The organism is Frondihabitans sp. PAMC 28766, from assembly GCF_001577365.1.
Classification (GTDB): Bacteria; Actinomycetota; Actinomycetes; order Actinomycetales; family Microbacteriaceae; genus Frondihabitans.
This window is the reverse complement of record NZ_CP014513.1, coordinates 2,762,024-2,787,618: the sequence shown is the minus strand read 5'-3', so window position 1 is coordinate 2,787,618 and position 25,595 is coordinate 2,762,024. Positions and strand designations below refer to the sequence as shown.

General features: G+C 68.2%; 17 protein-coding genes and 4 pseudogenes. 14 read left to right on the top strand and 7 right to left on the bottom strand.

What is annotated here, in order from left to right; translation table 11 throughout:
* The first annotated feature begins 45 nt into the window (after positions 1–45).
* The 4 genes from AX769_RS13400 to AX769_RS13385 all read left to right on the top strand — a co-directional run bounded on the left by AX769_RS13400 (position 46) and on the right by AX769_RS13385 (position 4,672).
* Positions 46–972, top strand: coding sequence for a proteasome assembly chaperone family protein (locus AX769_RS13400; protein ID WP_066280182.1), 927 nt, complete (start codon positions 46–48; stop codon positions 970–972).
* 281 nt (positions 973–1,253) lie between these two features.
* A complete protein-coding gene (locus AX769_RS13395) occupies positions 1,254–2,564 on the top strand; it encodes an RNA polymerase sigma factor (RefSeq protein ID WP_066280180.1) in 1,311 nt (436 codons plus the stop codon).
* 45 nt (positions 2,565–2,609) lie between these two features.
* The gene (locus tag AX769_RS13390) at positions 2,610–3,917 is read left to right on the top strand and encodes a Mur ligase family protein (protein WP_066280178.1); all 1,308 of its coding nucleotides are present in this window, start codon (positions 2,610–2,612) and stop codon (positions 3,915–3,917) included.
* Positions 3,917–4,672, top strand: coding sequence for a type 1 glutamine amidotransferase (locus tag AX769_RS13385; protein ID WP_066280177.1), 756 nt, complete (start codon positions 3,917–3,919; stop codon positions 4,670–4,672). The genes AX769_RS13390 and AX769_RS13385 overlap by 1 nt, the downstream gene beginning before the upstream one ends.
* Positions 4,673–4,761: 89 nt before the next feature.
* Here AX769_RS13385 and AX769_RS13380 read toward each other — a convergent pair whose 3' ends face one another.
* Entirely contained in the window at positions 4,762–4,989 is a 228-nt protein-coding gene (locus AX769_RS13380; RefSeq protein WP_066280174.1) for a hypothetical protein, read from the bottom strand.
* Positions 4,990–5,230: 241 nt separating this feature from the next.
* Between AX769_RS13380 and AX769_RS13375 the strand changes: the two genes are divergently transcribed.
* Positions 5,231–7,351, top strand: coding sequence for a type IIA DNA topoisomerase subunit B (locus AX769_RS13375; RefSeq protein WP_066280171.1), 2,121 nt, complete (start codon positions 5,231–5,233; stop codon positions 7,349–7,351).
* Between the two features lie 120 nt (positions 7,352–7,471).
* The gene (locus AX769_RS13370) at positions 7,472–8,608 is read left to right on the top strand and encodes an acyl-CoA dehydrogenase family protein (protein WP_066280168.1); all 1,137 of its coding nucleotides are present in this window, start codon (positions 7,472–7,474) and stop codon (positions 8,606–8,608) included.
* Positions 8,609–8,690: 82 nt separating this feature from the next.
* On the opposite strand, the gene AX769_RS13365 is transcribed toward AX769_RS13370, so the two are convergent.
* Positions 8,691–11,153: a DNA topoisomerase (ATP-hydrolyzing) subunit A gene (locus AX769_RS13365; RefSeq protein WP_066280158.1), complete on the bottom strand. Its 2,463-nt coding sequence runs from the start codon at positions 11,151–11,153 to the stop codon at positions 8,691–8,693.
* A gap of 113 nt (positions 11,154–11,266) precedes the next feature.
* Between AX769_RS13365 and AX769_RS13360 the strand changes: the two genes are divergently transcribed.
* The gene (locus tag AX769_RS13360) at positions 11,267–12,415 is read left to right on the top strand and encodes an alkaline phosphatase family protein (RefSeq protein ID WP_239451786.1); all 1,149 of its coding nucleotides are present in this window, start codon (positions 11,267–11,269) and stop codon (positions 12,413–12,415) included.
* A 97-nt stretch (positions 12,416–12,512) separates the two neighbouring features.
* Here the strand turns inward: AX769_RS13360 and sepH are convergent, their stop codons facing one another.
* Positions 12,513–13,778: a septation protein SepH gene (gene sepH, locus AX769_RS13355; RefSeq protein WP_066280155.1), complete on the bottom strand. Its 1,266-nt coding sequence runs from the start codon at positions 13,776–13,778 to the stop codon at positions 12,513–12,515.
* A 236-nt stretch (positions 13,779–14,014) separates the two neighbouring features.
* Between sepH and AX769_RS13350 the strand changes: the two genes are divergently transcribed.
* On the top strand, positions 14,015–14,308 hold the full coding sequence (locus AX769_RS13350) for a DUF4193 domain-containing protein (protein ID WP_066283692.1): 294 nt from the start codon (positions 14,015–14,017) through the stop codon (positions 14,306–14,308).
* Here the strand turns inward: AX769_RS13350 and AX769_RS13345 are convergent.
* Positions 14,283–14,738 (bottom strand): DUF3093 domain-containing protein, encoded by a 456-nt coding sequence (locus AX769_RS13345; protein ID WP_066280154.1) that lies wholly within the window; start codon positions 14,736–14,738, stop codon positions 14,283–14,285. The two genes, AX769_RS13350 and AX769_RS13345, sit on opposite strands and share 26 nt — an antisense overlap.
* Before the next feature lie 38 nt (positions 14,739–14,776).
* Between AX769_RS13345 and dut the strand changes: the two genes are divergently transcribed.
* The 3 genes from dut to AX769_RS13330 all read left to right on the top strand — a co-directional run bounded on the left by dut (position 14,777) and on the right by AX769_RS13330 (position 16,741).
* Complete coding sequence (gene dut, locus AX769_RS13340; RefSeq protein ID WP_066280152.1) at positions 14,777–15,250, top strand: dUTP diphosphatase; 474 nt, start codon at positions 14,777–14,779, stop codon at positions 15,248–15,250.
* Positions 15,251–15,366: 116 nt separating this feature from the next.
* Positions 15,367–16,005 (top strand): DUF3710 domain-containing protein, encoded by a 639-nt coding sequence (locus AX769_RS13335; RefSeq protein ID WP_239452042.1) that lies wholly within the window; start codon positions 15,367–15,369, stop codon positions 16,003–16,005.
* A 7-nt stretch (positions 16,006–16,012) separates the two neighbouring features.
* Positions 16,013–16,741 (top strand): DUF3159 domain-containing protein, encoded by a 729-nt coding sequence (locus tag AX769_RS13330; RefSeq protein ID WP_066280150.1) that lies wholly within the window; start codon positions 16,013–16,015, stop codon positions 16,739–16,741.
* A 147-nt stretch (positions 16,742–16,888) separates the two neighbouring features.
* On the opposite strand, the pseudogene AX769_RS25845 reads toward AX769_RS13330, so the two are convergent.
* Positions 16,889–17,005, bottom strand: a pseudogene (locus tag AX769_RS25845) (hypothetical protein); the annotation flags it as partial.
* A gap of 243 nt (positions 17,006–17,248) precedes the next feature.
* Here AX769_RS25845 and acnA point away from each other — a divergent pair.
* The 3 genes and pseudogenes from acnA to AX769_RS26035 all read left to right on the top strand — a co-directional run bounded on the left by acnA (position 17,249) and on the right by AX769_RS26035 (position 22,128).
* Positions 17,249–20,071 (top strand): aconitate hydratase AcnA, encoded by a 2,823-nt coding sequence (acnA, locus tag AX769_RS13325; protein ID WP_066280146.1) that lies wholly within the window; start codon positions 17,249–17,251, stop codon positions 20,069–20,071.
* A 117-nt stretch (positions 20,072–20,188) separates the two neighbouring features.
* Positions 20,189–21,567: pseudogene (locus tag AX769_RS13320) on the top strand (1-deoxy-D-xylulose-5-phosphate synthase N-terminal domain-containing protein); the annotation flags it as partial.
* A gap of 57 nt (positions 21,568–21,624) precedes the next feature.
* Positions 21,625–22,128 (top strand): transketolase C-terminal domain-containing protein, encoded by a 504-nt coding sequence (locus AX769_RS26035; protein WP_369824100.1) that lies wholly within the window; start codon positions 21,625–21,627, stop codon positions 22,126–22,128.
* Positions 22,129–22,226: 98 nt separating this feature from the next.
* Here the strand turns inward: AX769_RS26035 and AX769_RS13315 are convergent.
* Both AX769_RS13315 and AX769_RS13310 read right to left on the bottom strand, forming a co-directional pair.
* Positions 22,227–24,349 (bottom strand): annotated as a pseudogene (locus AX769_RS13315) (3-hydroxyacyl-CoA dehydrogenase NAD-binding domain-containing protein).
* Positions 24,346–25,547, bottom strand: a pseudogene (locus AX769_RS13310) (acetyl-CoA C-acyltransferase). The pseudogenes AX769_RS13315 and AX769_RS13310 overlap by 4 nt, the downstream one beginning before the upstream one ends.
* Positions 25,548–25,595: the final 48 nt, after the last annotated feature.

The window sequence follows — 25,595 nt, the reverse complement described above, 5'->3', positions numbered from 1 at the left end:
GACACGGTGGCGTGGCTTCGAGCCGCCGTGCCTAGCATTGAAGGCATGTCCGATCCTGCTGACCTGTACGAGCTAGAGCCGTCGGCCGACGGCATCCCGGCGGGGCTCCCGCTCGTCGCGGGCCTCACCGGCTTCGCCGACGCCGGCAGCACCGTCGCGCAGCTCACGCAGTACATGCTCGACACGCTCGACGGCGACGTCGTCGCGACGTTCGACGTCGACACCCTGCTCGACTACCGCGCCCGCCGCCCGATCATCACCTTCGACCAAGATCACATCGCCGAGTACGAGGCCTCGAGCCTCACCCTCTCGCTGATGAAAGACGAGATCGGCCAGCAGTTCCTCCTGCTGTCGGGCTTCGAGCCCGACTTCCGCTGGCAGCAGTTCACCGCGGCGGTGCTGCAGCTGATCGAGCGCTACGCCGTGAAGTCGACCACCTGGGTGCAGGCCATCCCCATGCCCGTGCCCCACACTCGCCCGCTGGGCGTCACAGTGAGCGGCAACCGCGTCGACCTGATCGAGTCGCTCTCGGTCTGGAAGCCGACCACTCAGGCTCCGGCGAACGCGCTCCACCTCGTCGAGCACAAGCTCGCCGCGACCGGCCATCCCACGGCCGGCTTCGTCCTGCTCGTGCCGCACTACCTCGCCGACACCGAGTTCCCCGACGCCGCCGTCGCCGCCCTGTCGAGCATCAGCGCCGCGACCAGCCTCATCTTCCCCACCGACCGTCTCCGCGACGAGGGCCGCGACTTCCTTTCGAAGGTCGATGAGCAGGTGCAGACCAACCACGAGCTCTCGCGTCTCGTGCAGACCCTGGAAGAGCGTCACGACACCTACATGGAGGGCAACCCGCTGCCGTCGCCGCTCATCGGCCTCGACGGCCAGGTGCCGAGCGCCGACGCGCTGGCGGCCGAGCTCGAGAAGTTCCTCTCGCGCCGCGGCGACGACGAGCCCGGCCCGTCGATCAGCTGACGACCGAGCGGAGTAGCGACCGAGCGGAATAGACAGGGGGCCGTCTCGGTTCTGCTTCCTGAGTGTTGTGCCCCGATCCGACCGTCAATACCAGGATTCGACAGGTCTTGTAAACAGGTCGGCCCGGCTCGTGCAATAATTACGTACGGACCCGTTCCTGTCCCTGGTGAAACGCCGGGGGCTTGACATGGGTCCTAGTTATGCCCTTGGACAGGTTGGCCGAGGGCAGACAGGCGCCTCCTCACCCGAGGCGCGACAGCCCCGAGTGAAAGGTGCACCCCATGGCTACTCGCACCAAGACCGCAGACCTCACGACGAACGACGACACCGTCGACGAGACCGCCGCCACGGCGACGGCCGTCAAGAAGGCGCCCGCTAAGAAGGCTCCTGCCAAGGCAGCGCCGGCCAAAAAGGCCGCCGCCGGCACGGCCAAGGCGTCGCCCGCCAAGGCCAAGAAGTCGGCGAAGGCCTCCGCTGACGACGAAGACGACGACGCCGTGGCCGACACCGCCGAAGTCGAGACCGACGACGCCGTCGAGACCCCCGACGCCGAGGCGACCGACACCGACGACTCCGAGGGCGAGGCCGTCAAGGCGGCAGACGAGGTGCTGCCCACGGGCGCCCTCGTCATCTCGCAGGACGACGACGACGAGGTGCCGGTCTACTCCTCCACCATCACCGGCGCCACCGCCGACCCGGTCAAGGACTACCTCAAGCAGATCGGAAAGGTCGCGCTGCTCAACGCGGCCGAAGAGGTCGAGCTCGCCATGCGCATCGAGGCGGGCCTGTTCGCCGAAGACAAGCTGCAGAACTCGACCGGGCTCTCCAAAGAGCTCGAGCGCGAACTGCGGTGGGTCTCGCGCGACGGACAGCGTGCCAAGAGCCACCTGCTGGGCGCGAACCTCCGCCTCGTCGTCAGCCTCGCCAAGCGCTACACGGGCCGCGGCATGCAGTTCCTCGACCTCATCCAAGAGGGCAACCTGGGTCTGATCCGTGCAGTCGAGAAGTTCGACTACACCAAGGGCTTCAAGTTCTCGACCTACGCCACGTGGTGGATCCGTCAGGCGATCACCCGTGCCATGGCCGATCAGGCACGCACCATCCGCATCCCGGTGCACATGGTCGAGGTCATCAACAAGCTGGCCCGCGTGCAGCGCCAGATGCTGCAAGACCTCGGTCGCGAGCCCACCCCCGAAGAGCTCTCGCGCGAGCTCGACATGACGCCCGAGAAGGTCGTCGAGGTGCAGAAGTACGGCCGCGAGCCCATCTCTCTTCACACCCCGCTGGGTGAAGACGGCGACAGCGAGTTCGGCGACCTGATCGAAGACACCGAGGCGGTCGTCCCGGCCGACGCGGTCGGCTTCACGATGCTGCAGAAGCAGCTCGAATCGCTGCTCGACAGCCTCTCCGAGCGCGAGGCAGGCGTGATCCGCATGCGCTTCGGTCTCGGCGACGGCATGCCGAAGACGCTCGACCAGATCGGCGACACCTTCGGTGTGACGCGTGAGCGCATCCGCCAGATCGAGTCGAAGACGATGGCCAAGCTGCGCCACCCGTCGCGGTCGCAGTCGCTTCGCGACTATCTGGAGTAAGCCTCCAGCAGCCCAGCCGCCGACGTCGACGACACAAGGACCGACTTGAAGTACTTCTTCCCCATCCTCCTCGGGCGTCTCGCCCGCGTTCTCGCAAGAGCCCGAGGGGGTGGGTCGGCGTACCCCGGCTACCTCGTCCTGAAGCTTCTGCCGACGTTCCTCACCGACGTCACGCAGCAGTTCGACCGCGGCGTGCTCTTCGTGCTCGGCTCGAACGGCAAGTCGACGACGACGCACATGCTGTCCGACATCATGCGGTCACACGGCCTCCGGGTCTTCACGAACCCGACGGGTGCGAACCTCCCACAGGGCATCGCCTCGGCACTGCTCTCCGAAGTCAGCCTGTTCGGCAAGCTCAAGGCCGACGTGGGCGTGCTCGAGGTCGACGAGGCGTTCGCCGTCGAGCTCTCCGGGCACCTGCACCCGTCGACCGTCCTCATGCTCAACGTGCAGGTCGACCAGCTCTACCGCTTCTACGAGACCTCGCGCGTCGCCGACATGATGACCGACACGGCTGCGACTGCCACGACCAATGTCGTCACCAACCGCGACGACGACTACCTGGGTCGCTACGAATCGCAGACTGCGCTGTCCACCCCGGTGACGCAGGTGACCACCCGCTTCGGAGCCTCCGCCGCGCTCGTCACGGCGGCCCCGCACGGCCTGCAGAACGCCAGCGACTTCGGCCGTACCGAAGACGGCGTCGCCGCCGCCGACTTCTCGGCCGACTCCGAGGTGACTGCCCTCACCGCCGACGGTGCCACGATCGCTCTCGGCGGCACTGCCGGATCGTCGGGCGAGAGCCTCGACGTGCGCCTTCCCGCCCGCGGTCTGCATTACGCGGTCGACGCCGCCGCCGCGATCCAGACGGCTCGCGTCTCGCTCGGCTCCGAGTTCCGCCTCGACCGAGCCGTGGGGGCGTTCGCCGCGATGAAGCCCGCCTACGGGCGCGGCGAGCGACTCAAGATCGGCTCTGACGAGGCCGAGTTCGTCATGTTCAAGAACGCCGCGAGCCTTCAGCTGAACCTCGACGCACTGCAGAGCGTGCCTGAGCAGGTGCTGCTTGCGATCGATGAGGGCACGCCCGACATCTCGTGGATCTACGACGTCGACTTCTCGTCACTCGACCACGTCGACGTGGTCTCGGGGGCGAAGGCCTGGCAGATCGCCCTGCGACTCGAACACGCCGGCATCCCGATCACGACTGTCGAGCCCGACATCGAGAAGGCCATCGAGCTGATGAAGGCGCTGCCTGCCCCCTCCACCAAGACGAAGAACTTCATCGTCAACTACGAGCAGATGATGATCGCGCGCAAGATGCTCGGTTATCCCGACCTGGAGAAGCGCGCCTGATGGCCTCCACCGCACCATCCCTGTCGATCCTGCAGCTGTACCCCGCCGAGCTCGGCGTCTCGGGTGACGGCGGCAACGTCGTCACGCTGGCCGAGCGTGCGCGTCGAGCCAATGTCACCGTGACCGTGGCCGAGCACCGCGTCGGTGACGCGCTGCCCGCCTCGGCCGATGTCGTCGTGGTCGGATCCGGGCCGCTGTCGACGCTGCGGGCGCTGCACCCTGACATCCTGCGGTTCGCCCCGCTGTTGTCCGACTGGGCCGACGCCGGCGTGCCCGTCGTCGCGATCGGCGGCGGCATGGAGATCCTCTCGAACGGCATCTCGGGCGAAGGCGCCGACCTCGTGGGGCTCGGCTTCTTCGATGCTGCTGCGCACCGCGGAGCCAAGCGCCGCGCTAACTACTTCCAGGTCGAGACCACCTACGGCGAGGCGGACCTCACGCTATTGGGGTTCGAAGACCACGCCACCCGGTTCGAGCTCGCGGCGGGCGCTCGGCCGTTCGGCCGCGTCACGAGCGGCGGGGGCAACGGAGACGGCACGGAGGGCATCGTGCGCGGCGCGTCGTTCGGCACGCAGCTCAAGGGCCCGGCTCTGCCGCTCAACCCCGCGCTGACCGATCGTGTCCTGGCCGCGGCTCTCGCACGCAACGGCGCCGAGTTCACGACCAACGACACACACGCGAAGCTCGACGAGTTCGCCGCGAAGGCGCGCAAGGTCATCGCCGCCAACCTGGAGCACGTCTTCAAGGCCATGTAGCCCAGGCGTGCCCGCCTCGAGAGCCGGACAGGCAGAAGGCCCGCACCCCGGGTGAGGGGAGCGGGCCTTCTTCGTAGGTCTCTAGGCGCTTAGTGGGCGCTGAGCTTGGCAGTCTCGTCCAGCCATTCGATGGCGTTGGGCTGCAGCTTCTCCTTGAACTTCGCGCCGTGGTGGGCGCAGAAGAGGAGTTCACCCGAGGCCATGGTGGCTCGGATGTATGCCTGGGCTCCGCAGGAGTCGCAGCGGTCTGCTGCAGACAACTGGTACCGGGAGCCGAGCTCGTCGACGGCGTTGTGGTCGGTGGCCATCTGAGTCATTGGATGCTCCTCCAAACGGTGGTGCGCGGGTACGTGACACTCATCAAAACACAGCGCTGTTTCGATCGTGCGACATTTCGCTGGATTTCGCTGTTCGCGAAGAGATTCGTTCACCCCCAGAGCAGGGGCGAGTCACGCAGGGGTGTCGGGCGCCGAAGGTTGCGGTGGCGCCCGTATTCTTGAACGCACGCGTGCGCTCGTGCATTCCCGGGGCAGCAGGCGGCAGCACCGAAGGAGACCCGTGACCACGACCTCGACCGACACGTACAGCGCGCGGCACCTCTCCGTGCTCGAAGGTCTCGAGGCGGTTCGGAAGCGCCCCGGCATGTACATCGGCTCGACCGACTCGCGCGGTCTGATGCACTGCCTCTGGGAGATCATCGACAACGCCGTCGACGAGGCCCTGGGCGGGTTCGGAGCCAGCATCGACGTGATCCTGCACCCCGACGACAGCGTCGAGGTGCGCGACACCGCCCGCGGCATCCCGGTCGACATCGAGCCGAAGACCGGCCTCACCGGTGTCGAGGTCGTCTTCACGAAGCTGCACGCCGGCGGCAAGTTCGGCGGCGGCTCGTACGCGGCGTCGGGAGGCCTCCACGGTGTCGGCGCGAGCGTCGTCAACGCTCTCTCCGAGCGCCTCGACGTGTCGGTCGACCGAGGCGGGAAGACTCATTCGATGTCGTTCCACCGCGGCGAGCCCGGCACCTTCGCCGATGTCGATGCGAGCGACCCGCATCCTGACGCGCCCTTCTCTCCGTTCGAGAACGGCAGCGTCCTGAAGGTCACGGGCAAGGTCGCCAAAGGCAAGACCGGCACGCGCGTGCGCTACTGGGCCGACCGGCAGATCTTCACCAAGGGTGCCGCCTTCTCGACCGACGACCTGATCTCGCGCGCGCAGCAGACCGCCTTTCTCGTGCCGGGTCTGACCATCAGGATCCGCGACGAGCGGCCCGTCACACTGGCGGGCACCCCGGACGGCCGGCCGGTCGAAAGCGTCTTCGAATACGAGGGCGGCATCTCGGAGTTCGTCGACCACCTCGCACCCGACCGCCCCGTCACCGACACCTGGCGTCTGCAGGGCACCGGGCACTACACCGAGACCGTGCCCGTGCTCGACGACAAGGGCCACATGGTGTCGACCGATGTGAAGCGCGAGTGCGAGGTCGACATCGCGCTGCGCTGGGGCGAGGGCTACGAGACGGTCACCCGCAGCTTCGTCAACATCATCGCCACACCCAAGGGCGGGTCGCATCAGGCCGGATTCGACGCGGGCCTGCTCAAGTTCTTGAAGGCGCAGGTCGACGCGAACGCCCGTCGCCTCAAGGTCGGTAACGACAAGCTCGAGAAAGACGACATCATGGCCGGTCTCACCGCCGTGTTGACCGTGCGTCTGCCCGAGCCGCAGTTCGAGGGCCAGACGAAGGAGGTGCTCGGCACCCCGGCCGTGCGCGCCATCGTCTCGAACGCCGTCGCCGATGCGATGAAGGCGATCTACGCCTCGCCCAAGCGCGACGACAAGACGCAGTCGGCCGCCGTGCTCGACAAGATCGTCGCCGAGATGAAGTCGCGTATCGCCGCTCGCGCCCACAAAGAGACCCAGCGGCGCAAGAACGCTCTCGAGTCGTCGTCGCTGCCGGCGAAGCTGGTCGACTGCCGCTCGAACGACGTCGACTCCACCGAGCTCTTCATCGTCGAGGGCGACTCGGCGCTCGGAACGGCGCGCGCGGCTCGCTCGAGCGAGTACCAGGCGCTGCTGCCGATCCGCGGCAAGATCCTCAACGTGCAGAAGGCGTCGGTGAGCGACATGCTCTCGAACCTCGAGTGCGCCGCGATCATCCAGGTGATCGGCGCGGGCTCGGGGCGGTCGTTCGACCTGTCGCAGGCGCGGTACGGCAAGGTCATCGTCATGAGCGACGCCGACGTCGACGGTGCACACATCCGCACGCTGCTGCTGACGCTGTTCTTCCGCTACATGCGGCCCATGATCGAGGCCGGTCGAGTGTTCGCCGCCGTGCCGCCGCTGCACCGCGTCGTCGTGATGAACCCGGGGTCGAAGCCGAACGAGACGATCTACACGTACTCCGAGCAGGAGCTCCAATCGGTGCTCGCCGGTCTTCGCAAATCGAACAAGCGCTACCAGGATCCGATCCAGCGCTACAAGGGCCTCGGCGAGATGGATGCCGAGCAGTTGGCCACCACGACGATGGACCGCTCGGGTCGCCTCCTGCGCCGCGTCAAGGTCGAGGACGCCGAAAACGCGGGCCGAGTGTTCGAGCTGTTGATGGGCAATGACGTCGCGCCCCGTAAGGACTTCATCATCGACGGCGCCGAGGGCCTCACGCGCGAGCGCATCGACACCTGACCCCCCCTCCCGTTTCACCTATAGGTGGGGCCTTCGCGCAGTGATGTTTCTGTGCGCGAATGGCTTGCCTATAGGTAGAAAGGCAGGGGACCGAGACCATCCGGAACGACGGGAGCGACGATGCGGCTGACCACCAGCCAGACCGAGTACCGCGACGCAGTGCGCGCGCTGTGCGCCGAGCTCGTGCCCGACGAGGCCACCCGACGCCGACTCACGGCCGACGACACGCTGCTGCACTCGCCCGAGGCCGCAGCCGCGTTCGCCGAGCGCGACCTGCTCGGCGTGTCGCTGCCGGCCGCCGACGGCGGGCGCGGCCGCACCTTCGTCGAAGAGTGCCTCCTGCTCGAAGAGACCGCCCGCACCGGCGTGCCGCTCATGGCCTACTCGACCGCTCTCACCGCGGCACAGTCCTACCTCAAGTGGGGCGACGAAGCTCAGCGCCAGACGATCGTGGCCTCCCTTCGCGGCGGCCACGCCGAGTCCATCTCGTTCACCGAGCCCGAGGCAGGATCCGACCTGGCCAGCGCCACGACCTCGGCGCGCCTCGACGCCGACGACTACGTGATCACCGGCCGGAAGACCTGGATCTCGTTCGCCCATCTGGCCTCGCACCTGCTGGTCCTCACGCGCACCGATGCCTCGGGCGTGCGACACGACGGGCTGACGCTGCTCATGGTGTCGGCCGACGCCCCGGGCGTCGAGATCCTGCCGATCCGCACTATGGGTGCGCCGATGGTCAACGACATCGTATTCACCGACGTGCGGGTTCCGGCGTCGGCCGTGGTCGGCGAGGTGGGCGAGGCGTGGCGGCACATCAGCCGCGGCCTCGCCATCGAGCGGGTCATCATCGCGGCGATGTGCGTGGGGGCGTCGCAGCGGGCCCTCGACCAGTTGATTGCGCACGTGATCACGCGCGTGCAGTTCGGCAAGCCACTATCGAAAAAGCAGGCCGTCGCGCACCGCATCGCCGACGTCGCCACCGAGATCGCCGTGCTGCGCTCGTTCGTCTACGACGTGGCCGAGCGCATCGACGAGGGCGACGAAGACGCGCTCAACACCGAGGCGTCGATGGCCAAGCTCAAGGGCTCCGAGACGTTCAAGAAGACGACGCTCGAGGCGGTCCAGCTGATGGGCGGCTACGGCTTCGGGTCGGAGTGGGGTATGGAACAGCAGCTGCGCACGGCGATAGCGCCGACGATCTACGGCGGCGCTAACGAGGTGCAACGCGAGATCGTGGCGCGCGGGCTCGGCCTCTAGCCCGGCCCTGAACTCCTGCGACCGGCGCGCGATCCAGCCCGCGGGCTAGATCACGTGCCGGTCGACGGAGTTCAGCGGACAGCTAGGAGACAGCGCCACCGATCGAACCGACCACGGTGTCGAGCGGCGTGCCCGACGCGTCACGGCGGGCGAGCGTCGCGGGCAGCTGGCGCACTCCGCCGTCGGCTGCGACGGCGAGGGGCGGCGCGACGCCGACCCACGCGATCGAGAGCGCGTCTTCGCCCTTGAGCAGCGCGTGTGCCCGGACACCGCCGGTGGCACGCCCCTTGCCCGGGTAGTCGGCGAACGCCGACACCTTCACGCGACCAGGATCAGCACCGGCGATGGTCGCAGACGACGTCGAGATGGTCGCGACGACGGCGTCCGACCCCGTCGCCACGGCCCCGAAGAAGATCGCCGTCGCCCCGGCCGCGAGCGAGACGCCCGCGACACCGCCGCCGGCCGGCCCCTGCGGCCGCACGAGCGACGCCGAGTAGTGCAGCAGCTGCGTGGTCGACGTGACGAACACCAGCTCGTCCTCGTCGCCACCCTGGGCGACGCCGATCACCGCGTCGCCGGGTTTAAGCGAGATCACCGGGAAGTCGGGCTTCGACGGCCACGCGCCGGGCGTGACGCGCTTGACGATGCCCTGCGCCGTGCCGAGGGCGAGTGGCAGGTCGGAGTCGAGCGACACCAGTGCCAGCACCTGCTCGTTCTTCTCGAGAACGCCCAGATAGTCGCCGATCTTCACGCCCGCGCCGAGCTGCACCGACGTCGGGGGAGAAGCCGGTATGTCGACGGGTGTGAACCGGATGAGGCGGCCCGTGCTCGTGACGGCGCCGATCTCGGCTCGCGACGTGGTGGTCAGCGACGACCGGATCGCATCGTGCTTCGTCCGTCGCGACGGCGGCACCGGCCCGTCGCCGGCCCCGTCGACCAGGTCGACCCGCAGGATCCGACCGGTCGTCGACAGGTACACCCGCGTCGGCACATCGGCGACCTCGAGCAGGGGGGCCGAGCGCTTCGACGCGGAGGCCACCGACGGCGCCGCCTCGGTCAGCAGGGTACGGCGGGGCGTGCCGTAGGTCTCGGCGATGTCTTCGAGCTCGGTCGACACGAGGGCGCGCAGCTTGCTCTGGTCGGCGAGCAGCTCGCGCAGCTCGGCGATCTGCGCGTTCAACTCGTCGCGCTCGGTCTCGAGCTCGATGCGGCTGAAGCGGGTGAGGCGGCGCAGTCGCAGCTCGAGGATGTACTCGGCCTGGAGGTCGGAGAGGTCGAAGATCTGGCGCAGGCGACCCTTGGCTGCATCGGAGTCGTCGCTGGTGCGGATCACCTGGATGACCTCGTCGATGTCGACGATGGCGATCAGGAGACCCTCCACGAGGTGCAGGCGATCTTCGCGCTTCTGCAGGCGGTAACGGCTGCGGCGCGTGACGACCTCGAGGCGGTGCGCGACGTAGACCTCGAGCAACTCTTTCAAGCCGAGGGTGCGCGGCTGACCGTCGACGAGCGCGACGTTGTTGATACTGAAGCCGTCTTCGAGCGGGGTGTGCCGGTAGAGCTGCTCGAGCACGGCCTCGGGGCTGAACCCGGTCTTGATCTCGACGACGAGACGCAGGCCGTGGTGCCGGTCACTGTAGTCGTTGATGTCGGAGATGCCGGTGAGCTTCTTGTTGCCCACACCGTCTTTGACCCGCTCGATGACTTTCTCGGGGCCGATCATGTATGGCAGTTCGGTGAAGACCAGGCCCTTCTTGCGGGCCGTCAGATTTTCGATCGAGACGCGGGCGCGCACCTTGAAGCTGCCGCGGCCGGTCGCGTACGCGTCGCGCACGCCGGCGAGGCCCGCGATGGTGCCTCCGGTCGGCAAATCGGGCCCGGGCACGAAGGCCATCAGGTCGTCGAGCGATGCGTGGGGGTGGTCGATGAGGTGACGGGCCGCGCCGATGACCTCGACGAGGTTGTGCGGCGCCATGTTGGTCGCCATCCCGACCGCGATGCCCGAACCGCCGTTGACCAGCAGGTTGGGGAAGGCGCTCGGCAGCACCTCCGGCTGCATCAGCTGGTTGTCGTAGTTCGGCACGAAGTCGACGACGTCTTCGCCGATTCCCTCGACCATCGCCAGGGCCGACGGGGCGAGGCGCACCTCGGTGTAGCGGGCGGCAGCCGGCGGGTCGTCGAGAGACCCGAAGTTGCCGTGCCCGTCGATCGTGGGCAGCCGCATCGTGAAGTCCTGCGCCAGGCGCACCAGGGCGTCGTAGATGGCACTGTCGCCGTGCGGATGGAGCTTGCCCATCACCTCGCCGGTGACACGGGCACTCTTCACGTGCCCACGGTCAGGGCGGAGGCCCATCTCCGACATCTGGTACAGGATGCGACGCTGGACCGGCTTCAGCCCGTCACGAGCGTCGGGAAGGGCGCGCGAATAGATGACCGAATAGGCGTACTCGAGAAAGGACCCCTGCATCTCGGCCGAGACATCGATCTCTTCGATGCGTTCGCCGTCGAACCCGCCGGAGGCGCCTGTGGTGTCGGTCGTGGTCATGCACTCTCGCTTGTCGATCTGGCTTGCTGGGTCGCTCGGGCCTGCTGTGTCACTCGGGCCTGACGAACGCCGTCCCGGACCTCGGCGCCCGACCCTGTGCCAGACTGGGGCCGATGACGACCATGGTACCGGCGCGCGACCCCGACGCCCGGAGCCTGGCCGACGTGGTGCCGAGTTGCATCGCCGCAGTGACGGGGCCGGGAAACGAGGCCGGCTTCGTCGACACGCTGAGGCTGGGACGGGCGTCGCACGTGGTGATCCTGGTCGTCGACGGGCTCGGTGCAGCCAACCTCAACGCGCGCTCGGCGTATGCCCGCACGCTGTCGGCCGCCGGAACGTCGATCTTCTCGGGCTTCCCGACGACGACGGCGGCGGCCCTCGCCACCCTCACGACCGGCGCGCTGCCGGGCCAGCACGGCCTGGTTGGCTACAAGGTGCTCGACGCGGCGAACGACCGTGTCGTCAAGCAGCTCTCGGGCTGGGACGCCCTGCTCGACCCCGCGACTTGGCAGCGACTGCCCACGACCTTCGAGAAGGCGGCAGGATCAGGGGTGGCCGTCTGGGCGGTCGGCCCGACCCGCTACTCAGACTCGGGTCTCACGCGGGCGATCCTGCGCGGCGCCCGCTACCGCTCGGCCGAGTCGGTGACCCAGCGATTCGACGCCGCCATCGACATCCTGCACGACCCCGCCCCCAGCGTGACGTACCTCTATGTGCCCGAACTCGACATGGCGGCCCACCGGTACGGCTGGGAGTCGGACCAGTGGGCCGCAGCTCTCGAGTCGCTCGACGCCGAGGTGAGGCGACTCGTCGCCTCGCTCGGGCGCGAGCAGGCGCTGCTGGTGACGGCCGACCACGGCATCATCGACGTGCCCGAGCACAAGCACGTGATCTTCGGCGACAAGCTCGGGCTGCTCGATGGCGTGCGGCACCTCGCGGGGGAGCCGCGGTGCCTGCAGCTGCACTTCGATGCGTCGGCCGATAACGCGCAACGGGTTGCCGTGGTCGACGCATGGCGCGCCGCCGAGGGGCAGCGCGCCTGGGTCGTCACCCGCGACGAGGCGATCGAAGCGGGGTGGTTCGGCGAGGTCGCTCCGGAAGTGACGCCCCGGATCGGCGACGTGCTGATCGCCGCGCGAAAGGGCATCGCGTACTACGCGACTGTCGACGAGCGTTCTCGCGGCATGATCGGGCAGCATGGCTCGTGGTCGCCCGACGAGACGCAGGTGCCGCTGCTGCGCTTTGGAGCCTTCGCCCGCTAGTCCAACCACGTTCTACCTAGAGGCGGCACGTTGCCACGCAGAAACGCCTATGCGCGAACGACGCACCCATAGGTAAAACGGGAGGGGAGGGGAGGGGTCAGGCGGGGTCGTCGTCCGAACGGGCGCCGAACACGATCTCGTCCCAGCTCGGCATGGCGGCACGGCCCTTGCGGGCGCGACCGCCCTGCTTGGCGCGCTGCTGCTCGGGAGCCTCCTCGGCGGGAGGCGGTGTCGGCGCCTGGCGCCGCGGGGCGACTCGGCGCGACGCCGTCGGGTGCGTGGCGAGGGGCTTGGTCGTGCGCGGGGGCTCGGGCGTCTCGGGAGTCGGCTCATCGACGGTGCCCACCGTCTCGAAGTCGTCGAGCGGAACGTCGATGACGCGCATCGACCCCGTCGACGGGTGCGCCGCACGCGAGTCCACAGACGACTCGGGCGTCGACGCGTGGTCGTCGTCGAAGCGCGCGGCCTCCCGCTCGCCGCGGCGGCGGCGCAGCGCCTCGAGGAGGTCGGCCGTCTGGTTGTGCTCGGGGGCATTCTCGGGCGCGCGGTTCATCGCGGCGAACGACGCCGCCGTGCGGCCGTCACGAGTTCGGTCGAAGGGCAGGGGGGGCTCGGGCACGAGCGTTTCGGGTGCCACGGGCGCCGGCTCGAACGCACCACTGTCGAATCGACCCGCCTCGTTCGGCGCCGACGATCCCGCCGGTGCCGGCTCGTCAGCCGATTCGAGGGGCTCGACGCCGCCGGTGGTCGAGTCGACAGCGCGAAGTCGGGGCACCAGCGTGGTGCGCGAGCCGTCCTGGCGCGAGAGAGTGTGGGCGTCACCGTCGAGCGGGGCGAGGCCCTGCTTTTTCGGCTCGAAGCGCCAGGTCGCCTCGCGCTCGACTTCGGCGGCGGTATAGGTGACGTGCACGACCCAGCCGGTGGCCGGGTCCTTGTAGCTCGTCCAGTCGCGGTCGCTCGCCTCGGCCTCGTCGAGACGCGAGTCGATCACGTCGCCGAACTTCGAGAGCTCGCCGATTGCGCCGTCGGCGGACACGACGCTGACCGGCACGGCCCGGGCGCGCTCGAGCACGAAGCCGCGCTCGTCGAGCACGGGCCCCTCGAAACGACGCACGTAGTCGATCTCGGCCCCGGTGTCGGTGGCGACCTGCTCGGCCGTGCGGCCGGCGCGGATGCTCGCCTGGATGTCGCGCGGGCTGATCTTCTGCACTGCCGCCGACGCGCTCGTGGAGCGCAGATCGGGGTTCGCCTGCCGCAGCTGCGTCTGCAGCGACAGGGTCACGGGCAGACGGTATTCGCTGCCGGCGTCCGTGGCGACGAGCAGTGCGCCGCTCTCGACTCCGATGACCTTGAGATCCTGCATGGTGTCACGCCTTTCGCCATCGCGATTCGCCAGTCAGGATGCCACGGAACACGTGCCATTCCGGGGAATAACACGGGCGCGCCGTGAGTTCCACTCCTGCGGCCCGAAACACGCGAAAATCCGGGTGTCTTTGGGCCGTGCGGATGGGTTTGCTATTGCACTGTGTTTGGTGCAAACTGTGCCCGCCGTTTGGCAAGACATGGGATTTTCAGCACGAACAACAGAACTGGATGGGCATGGCCACCGACTACGACGCACCTCGCAAGAACGACGACGATTCCGAGTCGATCGAGGCGCTGAAAGAGCGGGTTCCCGACAAGATGTCCGGAGTGGTCGACGTCGATGACGCCGACAACCCCGGCAGCTTCGAGCTCGCGGGGCAGGATCTCTCCGATCTGGATCTCGACGTCGTCGTCCTGCCCCCGCAGGCCGACGAGTTCACCTGTGTCGAGTGCTTCCTCGTGAAGCACCGTTCACAGCTCGACCACGAGACCAAGCTCGGGCCTATCTGCCTGGAATGCGCGGCCTGATCGAATCGATCGCACGGGACAGCTTTTGGGGATGCCTCGTCGACACGAGCCAGTAGGGCGCGGGGTCGGTGAGGTCGGTCAGCTCGATCTTCAGCACCGGGTGCACCCAGCCCCTGAACAGTGTCCAGGCCCGCGCGTCCAGACGGACGCCTCTCTCGGCCGTCGCATCCTCAGCGAGGAATGCGGCGGCCGTTCCGATTTCGGCGGGGTAGAGCACGGCTCGGCCCGCGTGGAAGCCTTCGTCGTCGATCCGCAGGACAGGAGAGCCGAACCACAGCGCGATCCCGAAGCCGAAGAACAGCACGATGCCGACGAGCCAGCCCACGGGGATGTTGATCGGCAGGAACACCAGCACGCTCGCAGGCACGACCATGAGGAGCGCGAGGTAGACGAGCGGGGGAGGGCTGAGGCGTTCGCGGTACGAGGTCATAGGACTATTCGACCAGACTTCTGCACTACCCTCGACACGTGACTCAGACCCTCGACGTTCTTCTCGCCCCGGTGGCGGGCCACGACGCCAGCGTCGTTCCCACATACTCGCACCCCGGCGACGCCGGCGCCGACCTCAAATCGGCCGAGGCGTTGACCCTCGAGGCCGGCGCTCGGGCCCTCGTGTCGACCGGCGTTTCGATCGCGCTGCCCGAGGGCTACGCCGCCTTCGTGGTGCCGCGCTCGGGCCTCGCTGCAAAGCACGGCATCACGGTACTCAACTCGCCGGGCACCGTCGACGCGGGCTACCGCGGCGAGATCAAGGTCACGCTTCTCAACACCGACTCGGCCGACTACGAGATCTCGGCGGGTGACAGAATCGCCCAGTTGATCGTCATGCCCGTCGTCCAGGCCCGGTTCGCCGTGGTCGAGACCCTGCCCGAGAGCGTCCGCGGTGAGGGCGGATTCGGCTCCACGGGCTACGCACACGCATCGGAAGGCACCAACAAGTGAGCAGGAAGAGCCGCCGCGAGGCTGCAGAGCAGGCCGAGCTCGTCGAGAACGAGGGCGTTGAGAACGCCGCGTCGACCGAGGTCGAGGCGACTTCGGCAGACTCCGACGAGATCGAGCTGGTCGAGGCCGAAGAGGCCCAGGTCGAACTGATCATCGACGACAAGTCGGCCCCCGAGAACCGCGCCGAGGAGGGGCCGCTGGATGAGGCCGAGGCCAACCCCGTCCGGCCATACGTCGACCTGGGCGGCGTGAAGATCGTCCCGCGCGAAGGTCTGCACCTCCGCCTGGAGGTCGAGGAGGGCTCGAAGCGCGTCGTCGCCGTCGGGCTCGATTTCGCCAAGTCGACGCTCCAGGTGCAGCCCTTCGCCGCGCCCCGCTCGACCGGCCTCTGGCACGAGATCCGCGAGCAGATCGCCGACCAGATCCGCAAGCAGGGTGGCACGACCACTGAGGTCGACGGGCCGTTCGGCCCCGAGATCACCGCCGAGATCCCCGTGGCGGTCGGCTCGGAGGGTGCGGTCGCCGGGCAGACCACCCGCCTCGCGCGCTTCGTCGGGGTCGACGGGCCGCGCTGGTTCCTTCGCGGCGTGATCGCCGGCGACGCGACCATCGATCCTGAGACCGCCGAGAAGATCGAAGAGCTCTTCCGCAGCGTCGTCGTCGTGCGCGGCAACGACCCCATGCCGCCCCGCGACCTCATTCCGCTGCACATGCCGAAGCAGAACCCGGGCGACCCGGGCACGACCACCGTCTGACCCGCTCATGAGCGAGAGCACTCCGGACGAGCAGCGCCCTGCCGTGTCGATGGGCGACCAACTGCGCCAGGCGGCGCTGCGTGCCGGCATCGGCAAGGTGGCGCCGGGCGACGCCCCGAGCGGCCACGCGCTGCTGACGGCGATCGGCGGGGTGCGAGGCCTGGTCGAGTCGATCCTGCCGGGGTTCGCGTTCTTGATCATCTACACGGCGACGCAGTCTCTGCTGCCGTCGGTGCTGATCCCGGTGGCCCTGGGCGTCGTCTTCGTGATCGTGCGCGCCGTGCAGCGCGGGCCCGTGCCTCAGGCGATCGCCGGCCTGCTCGGCATCGCCATCTCGGCGATCCTGGCCCTGATCTCGGGTCGTGCCGTCGACAATTTCCTGCCGGGCATCGTCATCAACATCGTGTCGATCGTCGTGCTGCTGGCCACTCTGGTGGCGCGCTGGCCGCTGATCGGCGTGGTCGTGGGCCTCATCACCGGTGAGGGCTCTGCCTGGCGCGGTGACCGTGCCAAGCGACGCGTGCTGACGATCACGACGTGGCTCTGGGTGCTGCTCTTCGCCATCCGGCTGGCGATCGAGATCCCGCTCTACCTCGCGAACCAGGCCACCCTGCTGGGCGGCATCAAGCTGATCACCGGCGTGCCGCTCTACGCCGCCATGCTCTGGGTGACCTGGCTGCTGGTCCGGACCGTGTACGCGGCACGCGCCGCCGACGCGGCGGACGAGCAGGCCTGACCCCAGCAGGTCGGTCTGAGGGCTACTTGCTCGTGAACCCGCCCGCGACCGCACGATGTCGGTGCCGAACGCGCCCTGCGTGATCGCAGTGGCGCCGCCGTCGACCGGGATCCTGGCGCCCGTCACGCACTCGGAGAGATCGCCGGCCAAGAAGGTCGCGACCTTGGCGATGTCGTCGGGATGACCGACCCGGCCGACGGGCTGAGGGTGGCCGAGCTTCTCGGCGAGGAACGCCACGAACTCGTCCGACTGCTCGAGCGGCATCCCGAAACGATCGCGCCACGATCGGCGACATGACGATGCCCGGGGCGATCGCGTTCGAAAAGAGCCATCGAGTTCGACGCGTCGCTGTCGCCAGATCGGCCGGTCGGTGCTAGATTTATCTCGACATCAAGATAAATCGCCAAAGCCGGCCCGCGGGTCGGCGGCGGACTTAGGCTGGCCTTGCTGGTGGCGCGCTGCGCTCCACCTTCATGATGAGGCGAGTCAGCGCAAGGGAGACGGCACGTGTCAGACGTAAACAGTTTCGAGTCGAAGAGCACTCTCACCGTGGGTGAGAAGTCGTACGAGATCTACCGCATCGACGCGGTACCGGGTCACGACAAGCTTCCATTCAGCCTCAAGGTCCTGCTCGAGAATCTGCTTCGCACCGAAGACGGTGCGAACGTGACCGAGTCGCAGATCAAGGCGCTCGGCTCGTGGGTTCCCACGGCCGAGCCCGACACCGAGATCCAGTTCACCCCGGCCCGCGTGGTCATGCAGGACTTCACCGGTGTGCCCTGCATCGTCGACCTCGCCACCATGCGCGAGGCGATGGCCGATCTCGGTGGCGACCCCACCAAGATCAACCCCCTCTCGCCCGCCGAGCTCGTCATCGACCACTCGGTCATCGCCGACCTCTTCGGCACCGAGAACGCCCTCGAGCGCAACGTCGAGCTCGAATACGAGCGCAACGGCGAGCGGTACCAGTTCCTTCGCTGGGGCCAGACCGCTTTTGAAGACTTCAAGGTCGTGCCCCCGGGGACCGGCATCGTGCACCAGGTCAACATCGAGTACCTGGCGCAGGTCACCTACACCCGCACCGTCGGCGGACAGCTGCGCGCCTACCCCGACACCCTCGTCGGCACCGACTCGCACACGACAATGGTCAACGGCCTCGGCGTGCTCGGGTGGGGCGTCGGAGGCATCGAAGCCGAGGCGGCGATGCTCGGTCAGCCCGTCTCGATGCTCATCCCGAAGGTCGTCGGCTTCAAGCTGTCCGGCTCGATCCCGACCGGCGTCACCGCGACCGACGTGGTGCTGACCATCACGCAGATGCTGCGCAAGCACGGCGTCGTCGGCAAGTTCGTCGAATTCTATGGCGAGGGCGTCGCCGAGGTGCCACTGGCCAACCGCGCCACCATCGGCAACATGAGCCCGGAGTTCGGTTCGACGGCCGCCATCTTCCCGATCGACGACGTCACGCTCGACTACCTGCGCCTCACCGGCCGCAGCGACGAGCAGGTCGCCCTGGTCGAGGCCTACTCGAAAGAGCAGAAGCTCTGGCACGACCCCGCGGTTGAGCCCACCTTCAGCGAGTACCTCGAGCTCGACCTCGCCACCGTCGTGCCGTCGATCGCCGGCCCGAAGCGTCCCCAGGATCGCATCGAGCTCTCGTCGGCAAAGAGTCAATTCGAGATCGACCTGGGCAACTACACCGACGCCTCCGACCAGTCGGGTGTCGACGAGGCCGTCGAGGCCACGTTCCCGGCCTCCGATCCTGTGGGCTTCACCGCGCAAGACGAGAACACTGCACACCAGCACGCGCACTCGTACGCCGCCGTCGCCGCCCCGGCGCACGCGTCGAAGCCGACCGACGTCACTCTCGAAGACGGCTCCGAGTTCATCCTGAACCACGGCGCCGTCGCCATCGCGGCGATCACCTCCTGCACCAACACGTCGAACCCCTCGGTGATGCTCGCGGCCGGCCTGCTGGCCCGCAACGCGTCGAAGAAGGGCCTGAAGGCCAAGCCGTGGGTCAAGACCACGCTGGCACCAGGATCGAAAGTGGTCACCGACTACTACGAGAAGGCCGGTCTCACCAGCTACCTCGAAGACCTCGGCTTCTATACCGTCGGCTACGGCTGCACCACCTGCATCGGCAACTCGGGGCCTCTGCTCGACGAGATCTCGACCGCGGTGCAGGACAACGACCTCGCCGTCACCGCCGTCCTCTCGGGCAACCGCAACTTCGAGGGCCGCATCAACCCCGACGTGAAGATGAACTACCTCGCGTCGCCGCCGCTGGTCATCGCCTACGCCCTCGCCGGGTCGATGAACTTCGACTTCGAGAACGACGCGCTCGGCACCGGCTCGGACGGCTCCGACGTCTTCCTGCGCGACATCTGGCCCGAGGCCAGCGAGGTGCAGAAGACGATCGACGAGTCGATCGACACCGGCATGTTCACGCACGAGTACGCCGGCGTCTTCGACGGTGACGAGCGCTGGCAGACGCTGCCCACCCCGGAGGGCAACACCTTCGAGTGGAGCGCCGAGTCGACCTACGTGCGGAAGCCCCCGTACTTCGACGGCATGACGATTGAGACGACCCCGGTCGTCGACATCACCGGCGCTCGCGTCCTCGCCAAGCTCGGCGACTCGGTCACCACGGACCACATCAGCCCGGCATCGACCATCAAGGTCGACAGCCCCGCCGGTCGCTACCTGACCGAGCACGGCATCGAGCGGAAAGACTTCAACAGCTACGGCTCGCGCCGCGGCAACCACGAGGTCATGATCCGCGGCACGTTCGCGAACATCCGGCTGCGCAACCAGCTGCTGGACGACGTCGAGGGCGGCTACACCCGCGACTTCACCAAGCCCGACGCCCCGCAGTCGTTCATCTACGACGCCAGCGAGAACTACCAGGCCGAGGGCACCCCGCTCGTCGTCCTGGCCGGCAAGGAGTACGGCTCCGGCTCGTCGCGTGACTGGGCGGCCAAGGGCACGTCACTGCTCGGCGTCAAAGCCGTCATCACCGAGAGCTTCGAGCGCATCCACCGCTCCAACCTCATCGGCATGGGCGTCGTCCCGCTGCAGTTCCCGCAGGGCGAGACCTGGGATTCGCTCGGGCTCGACGGCACCGAGTCGATCAGCATCACGGGCCTCACCGAACTGAATGAGGGCACCACGCCCAAAACGGTCCACGTCGTCGCCGAGCCGACCGAGCACTCGGCCCCGGGCAAGGCCACCGTCGAGTTCGACGCGGTCGTCCGCATCGACACTCCCGGTGAGGCCGACTACTACCGCAACGGCGGCATCCTGCAATACGTGCTGCGGTCGCTCGTCTGATCTCCTCCTCTCGGAAGCCCCATACCCTCCCCACGGGGTATGGGGCTTCCGGTCGTCCGTGACCTTCGACGCCTAAGCTGAGAACGCGGTCGAACCCAGCCGCTGAAAGGGAGTGACATGAGCCTCCTCGAGACCATCCACAACCCCCGCGACCTCGATGCACTCAGCGACGACCAGATGCTGGCCCTCGCCGCCGAGATCCGTCGATTCCTCGTCACCGAGGTCTCGAAGACCGGCGGCCACCTCGGCCCTAACCTCGGCGTCGTCGAGCTCACCCTGGCCCTGCACCGCGTCTTCGACTCGCCGAAAGACGCCATCGTCTTCGACACGGGCCACCAGTCATACGTGCACAAGCTCGTCACGGGGCGGCAGGATTTCAGTCACCTGAGACTGAGAGACGGCCTCGCCGGTTATCCGCAGCGCTCCGAGTCCGAGCACGACATCGTCGAGTCGTCGCACGCGTCGTCGTCGCTGTCGTGGGCCGACGGCATCTCTCGCGCGTTCACCCTCACCGGCCACGGTGACCGGCACGTCGTCGCAGTCGTCGGCGACGGTGCGCTCACCGGCGGCATGACGTGGGAGGCTCTCAACAACATCAGCGACGACAACGACCGCCGGCTGATCATCGTCGTCAACGACAACGGCCGCTCGTACGCCCCGACCATCGGTGGCATGGCCCGCTTCCTCAACGGGGTCCGCACCAACCAGAAGTACCGCGACATGCATCTGCAGAGCCGCGCGGCCTTCGACCACATGGGCTCGCCCGCTCGCGCGTTCTACCGCGGCGTGCGCGGCGGCCTCCACGGCTTCCTGAGCCGCTTCACCAACAACGAGGCGCTCTACTCGAACCTCGACATCAAATACATCGGGCCGATCGACGGCCACGACCAGAAGGCGATGGAGGAGGCGCTGACGCAGGCGAAGAACTACGGCGCGCCCGTCATCGTCCACGCCATCACCGAGAAGGGCCGCGGCTACGAGCCGGCGAGGGCGGACGTCTCCGACCAGTTCCACGCGGTCGGCCACATCGATCCCGAAACCGGTGAGGCGCTGGAAACGGCCAAGGGCCCCGACTGGACGAGCGTGTTCGCCGACGAGATCGTCGCCATCGCCGATCACGACCGCCGCGTCGTCGGCATCACGGCGGCCATGCTGCGCCCGGTCGGGCTGCACCGGTTCGCCGAGAAGTATCCGAAGCGCGTGCTCGACGTCGGCATTGCCGAGCAGCACGCGGTGGCCTCGGCCGCCGGCCTGGCCTTCGGCGGCCTGCACCCGGTCGTCGCCCTCTACGCGACCTTCATCAACCGGGCCTTCGACCAGGTGCTGATGGACGTCGGCCTGCACAAGGCCGGGGTCACCTTCGTCCTCGACCGGTCCGGCGTCACCGGGCCCGACGGCCCAGCCACCACGGCATCTGGGATCTCGCGATCCTCCAGGTCGTGCCCGGCATCCGCTTGGCGGCTCCCCGGGATGCGACGCGCCTTCGCGAAGAGCTGCGGGAGGCCGTGGCGGTCGACGACGGCCCCACCGTGGTGCGATTTCCGAAGGGTGACGTGGGCCCCGACATCGACGCGATCGAGCGTCTCGACGACGGCGTCGAGATCCTGACCCGCGGCGACCGCCCCGACGTGCTGATCATGGCCGTCGGTGCGATGGCCCGTCTCGGTCTCGACGTGGCCGCCCGCCTCGCCGACCAGGGCATCGGCGCGACCGTCGTCGACCCGCGCTGGGTCGTGCCCGTGCCGCGCAGCATCATCGGCCTCGCCGCCGAGCACCGCCTCGTCGTCACCATCGAAGACGGCATCCGCGTCGGCGGCATCGGGACGCGCGTGCGTCAGGATCTCCGGGCGTCCGACATCGACACGCCCGTCACCGAGCTCGGCCTGCCCGACGATTTCATCGGGCACGCGAGCCGGTCGGAGATCTTCGAGGCAGCGGGGCTCACCGCGCCCACCATCGCCCGCGACGTGACGGCAATGGTGCTCGGCAGCAAGATCCCGGTGGCCCGTCGCGAGTCGCAGCCGGCTCCTGCACCCGTGCGCGGGCAGCAGCAGTAGCCCCCTCCGTTCTACCTATAGGTGCGGCCCTCCCCAACAGAAATTTTCTGTCGGGAGGGCCTTACCTATAGGTAAAACGGAGGGGGCGGGAGTTGGGATCAGGCGACGCCGACGATGGCCGGGTCGTGGAACTTGCGGCCGCGCACGCGGTCGGAGGCGCCGACGCGGTCGAGGTAGGGCGTCGCTCCACCCATCTGGAAGGGGTAGCCCGCGCCGAGGATGAGGCAGAGATCGATGTCTTCCGGTGCCGCGACGACTGCCGCGTCGAGCATGCGGCCGATCTCGTCGGCCAGCCCGTCTTCGATCCTGGTCTGCAGCTCTTTCTCGGTCATCGCCTTGCCGGGCCCGGACGCCAGCGCGACGGCCTTCTTGTCGAATCCCTTGCGCTTGCCTTTGGCGTCGCGTTCGAAGATGTGGCCGTAGTCGGCCAGGCGGTGAAGGCCTTCGCTCTCGAAGAAGCGGTCGGGGAACGCGGCGTGGTGCGTGTCGAGCACGTGCGCGCCCACCTTCAGCCCGACGAGCTCGAGCAGCTCGAACGGCGTCATCGGCAGGCCGAACGGGGCGGTGGCGCGGTCGACGACCTCGAAGGGCGTACCGGTCTCGACGGCATGCATCGCCTCGCCCAGCAGCTTCGCAAGGATCCGGTTGACGACGAACCCAGGGGCGTCCTTCGTGATGACGGCGTTCTTGCCGAGCGTCTTCGCCACGACCATCGCGGTCGACAGCGTCTCGTCGTCGGTCGCGTCGGTGTTGACCACCTCGACCAGCGGCATCACGGCCACGGGGTTGAAGAAGTGGAAGCCGACGAGCCGCGAGGGGTTCGCGAGCCCCGACCCGATCGCCGTCACCGAGAGCGACGACGTGTTGGTCGCCAGGATGCAGGTGTCGGAGACCACCTTCTCGACGTTCGCGAACACCTCCTGCTTGACCTTCAGCTCTTCGAAGACGGCCTCGATGACCCAGTCGGCGTCGGCGAAGTCGGCAATGTCTGTCGTTCCCGAGATGAGCGCCTTGAGGCGGTTCGACTCGTCCTGCGAGATCCGGCCCTTGACCTGCAGCTCGTCGATCGATGCGCGAATGCCCGTGACACCTTTGTCGACGCGACCCTGGTCGATGTCGGTGATGACCACGGGCACGCGCAGCTTGCGCACGAACAGGAGAGCGAACTGCGACGCCATGAGCCCCGCGCCGACGATGCCGACCTTGGTGATCTTGCGCGCGAGGTCGGGGAGGGAGCGCCGGCGGGGTGCTTGGCGCGCTTCTGCACGAGATCGAAGGCGTAGATGGAGGCACGGAACTGGTCACCCGAGATGAGGTCGGCGAGGGCCTCGTCCTCGGCCGCGAAACCCTCTTCGCGGGAGGCCTTCTTCGCGCCGGCCAGCAGCTCGAGGGCGCGGTACGGCGACTTCGCGACCGTGCCGATGCGCGACTCCAGCGACTTGCGCGCGATGCCGATGGCGGCGTCCCACTTCACGGCTCGTTCGATCTTGCCGGGCACATGCGGCCGGTCGACCTCGATCGACCCGCCGAGCACGCCGTCGGCCCACTTCAGGCTGTCTTCGAGGAAGGCCGCCGACGAGAACATCACGTCGACGATGCCGAGCTCGAGGGCGTCCTTCGCTTTCAGGGTGCGGTTGTTCTTGAGCGGGTTCTCGATGATCACCTTGAGGGCGTTCTCGATACCGATCAGGTTCGGCAGCAGCCAGGCGCCACCCCAGCCGGGGATGATGCCGAGGAAGACCTCGGGGAAGCCCAGAGCCGGGGCGGTGGCGTCGACGGTGCGGTAATCGGCGTTGAGCGCGATCTCCATGCCGCCACCGAGCGCGAGCCCGTTGACGAACACGAACGTCGGCACACCGGCGTCGTGCAGTTTGCCGAGCGCCTCGTGGCCGAGCTGCGCCATCTTCTTGCCGACCTCGCGCGAGGAGATCGTCGCGGCCTGCGAGAGGTCGGCACCCGCGGCGAGAAAGTACGGCTTGCCGGTCACGCCGATCGCCTGGATCGCACCGGCGGCGGCGCGAGCCCGCAGCACGTCGAGCGTGTCGCGGAACTCCACGAGGGTGACCGGGCCGAGAGTCGACGGTCGACGGTGGTCGCGACCGTTGTCGAGGGTGACGAGGGCCAGGATGCGACCCGACGGAAGGGTGACATCGCGGACATACGAGTGCGTGACCACTTCGTCTTGAGACTGTGCCACGAGTTCTGCTGCCTCCACGCTCATTTGCGCTTCCTTCCGTCGAAGTGCGGGTTCTCCCAGATGACGCTGCCGCCCTGGCCGAGGCCGATGCACATGGCCGTCATGCCGTAGCGCACCTCGGGGTGCTGCTCGAACTGGCGCGCGAGCTGAATCATCAGGCGGACGCCCGACGAGGCGAGCGGGTGGCCGACAGCGATCGCGCCACCCCACAGGTTGACGCGCTCGTCGTCGTCGTCGATGCCGAAGTGGTCGAGCAGCGAGAGCACCTGCACGGCGAACGCCTCGTTGAGTTCGAACAACCCGATGTCGGAGATGGTGAGCCCCGCCTTGCGGAGTGCCTTCTCGGACGCGGGCACCGGGCCGATCCCCATGATCTCGGGCTCGACTCCGGCGAAGGCGAAGCTCGTGAGGCGCATCTTCGGCGTCATGCCGGCGGCACGAGCGGCGCTCTCCGACGCGATCAGGCTGACAGTGGCGCCGTCGTTCAGGCCGGACGAGTTGCCGGCGGTGACACGGCCGTGCGGCCGGAACGGGGTGCGCAGCGCGGCGAGCCCCTCCATGGTGGTCTCCGGCCGGGGCGCTTCGTCGCGGTCGGCGAGCCCCAGCCGGCGTCGCTCTTGACGGCGACCGAGACGAGGTCGGGCTGGATCTGCCCCGATTCGTAGGCGGCGGCGACCTTCTGCTGCGATCGCAGGGCGAAGTGGTCCGAGCGCTCCTTCGTCAGCGACGGGAAGCGATCGTGGATTCGCTCTGCGGTGTTGCCCATGTTGAGCGCCTCGGCGCTGACGAGCCGCTCGCTGAGGAAGCGCGGGTTGGGGTCGGCCCCGAAGCCCATCGGGTGGCGCCCCATGTGCTCGACGCCGCCGGCGAGGGCGAAGTCGTAGGCGCCGAAGGCGACGGCCCCCGCCACGGTGGTGACGCTCGTCATGGCGCCGGCGCACATGCGGTCGATGGCATAGCCGGGCACCGACTCGGGCAGGCCCGCCAGCAGCGCCGTGGTGCGCCCGAGGGTGAGCCCCTGGTCGCCCTGCTGCGTGGTGGCGGCGATCGCGACGTCGTCGACGGCCGCACGGTCGAGCTCGGGGTTGCGTTCGAGCAGCCCCTTCATCGCCTTGACCACCAGATCGTCTGCCCGGGTCTGCCAGTACATGCCTTTTTCGCCGGCTCGCCCGAACGGGGTACGGACCCCGTCGACGAACACGACTTCTGCTCTTTCGGCCACGTTGCCTCCTGTATTCACGGTTCTGACGTGAATCCTACGAGCGACACC

Excerpts from the sequence above, each read along its gene's own strand:
- AX769_RS13380 (WP_066280174.1), bottom strand. The coding sequence starts at position 4,989 with ATGACTCAGATGGCCACCGACCACAACGCCGTCGACGAGCTCGGCTCC.
- AX769_RS13360 (WP_239451786.1), top strand. The coding sequence starts at position 11,267 with ATGACGACCATGGTACCGGCGCGCGACCCCGACGCCCGGAGCCTGGCC.
- AX769_RS13365 (WP_066280158.1), bottom strand. The coding sequence starts at position 11,153 with ATGACCACGACCGACACCACAGGCGCCTCCGGCGGGTTCGACGGCGAA.
- AX769_RS13350 (WP_066283692.1), top strand. The coding sequence starts at position 14,015 with ATGGCCACCGACTACGACGCACCTCGCAAGAACGACGACGATTCCGAG.
- AX769_RS13385 (WP_066280177.1), top strand. The coding sequence starts at position 3,917 with ATGGCCTCCACCGCACCATCCCTGTCGATCCTGCAGCTGTACCCCGCC.
- AX769_RS13400 (WP_066280182.1), top strand. The coding sequence starts at position 46 with ATGTCCGATCCTGCTGACCTGTACGAGCTAGAGCCGTCGGCCGACGGC.
- AX769_RS13370 (WP_066280168.1), top strand. The coding sequence starts at position 7,472 with ATGCGGCTGACCACCAGCCAGACCGAGTACCGCGACGCAGTGCGCGCG.
- AX769_RS13345 (WP_066280154.1), bottom strand. The coding sequence starts at position 14,738 with ATGACCTCGTACCGCGAACGCCTCAGCCCTCCCCCGCTCGTCTACCTC.
- AX769_RS13395 (WP_066280180.1), top strand. The coding sequence starts at position 1,254 with ATGGCTACTCGCACCAAGACCGCAGACCTCACGACGAACGACGACACC.
- sepH (WP_066280155.1), bottom strand. The coding sequence starts at position 13,778 with ATGCAGGATCTCAAGGTCATCGGAGTCGAGAGCGGCGCACTGCTCGTC.
- AX769_RS13330 (WP_066280150.1), top strand. The coding sequence starts at position 16,013 with ATGAGCGAGAGCACTCCGGACGAGCAGCGCCCTGCCGTGTCGATGGGC.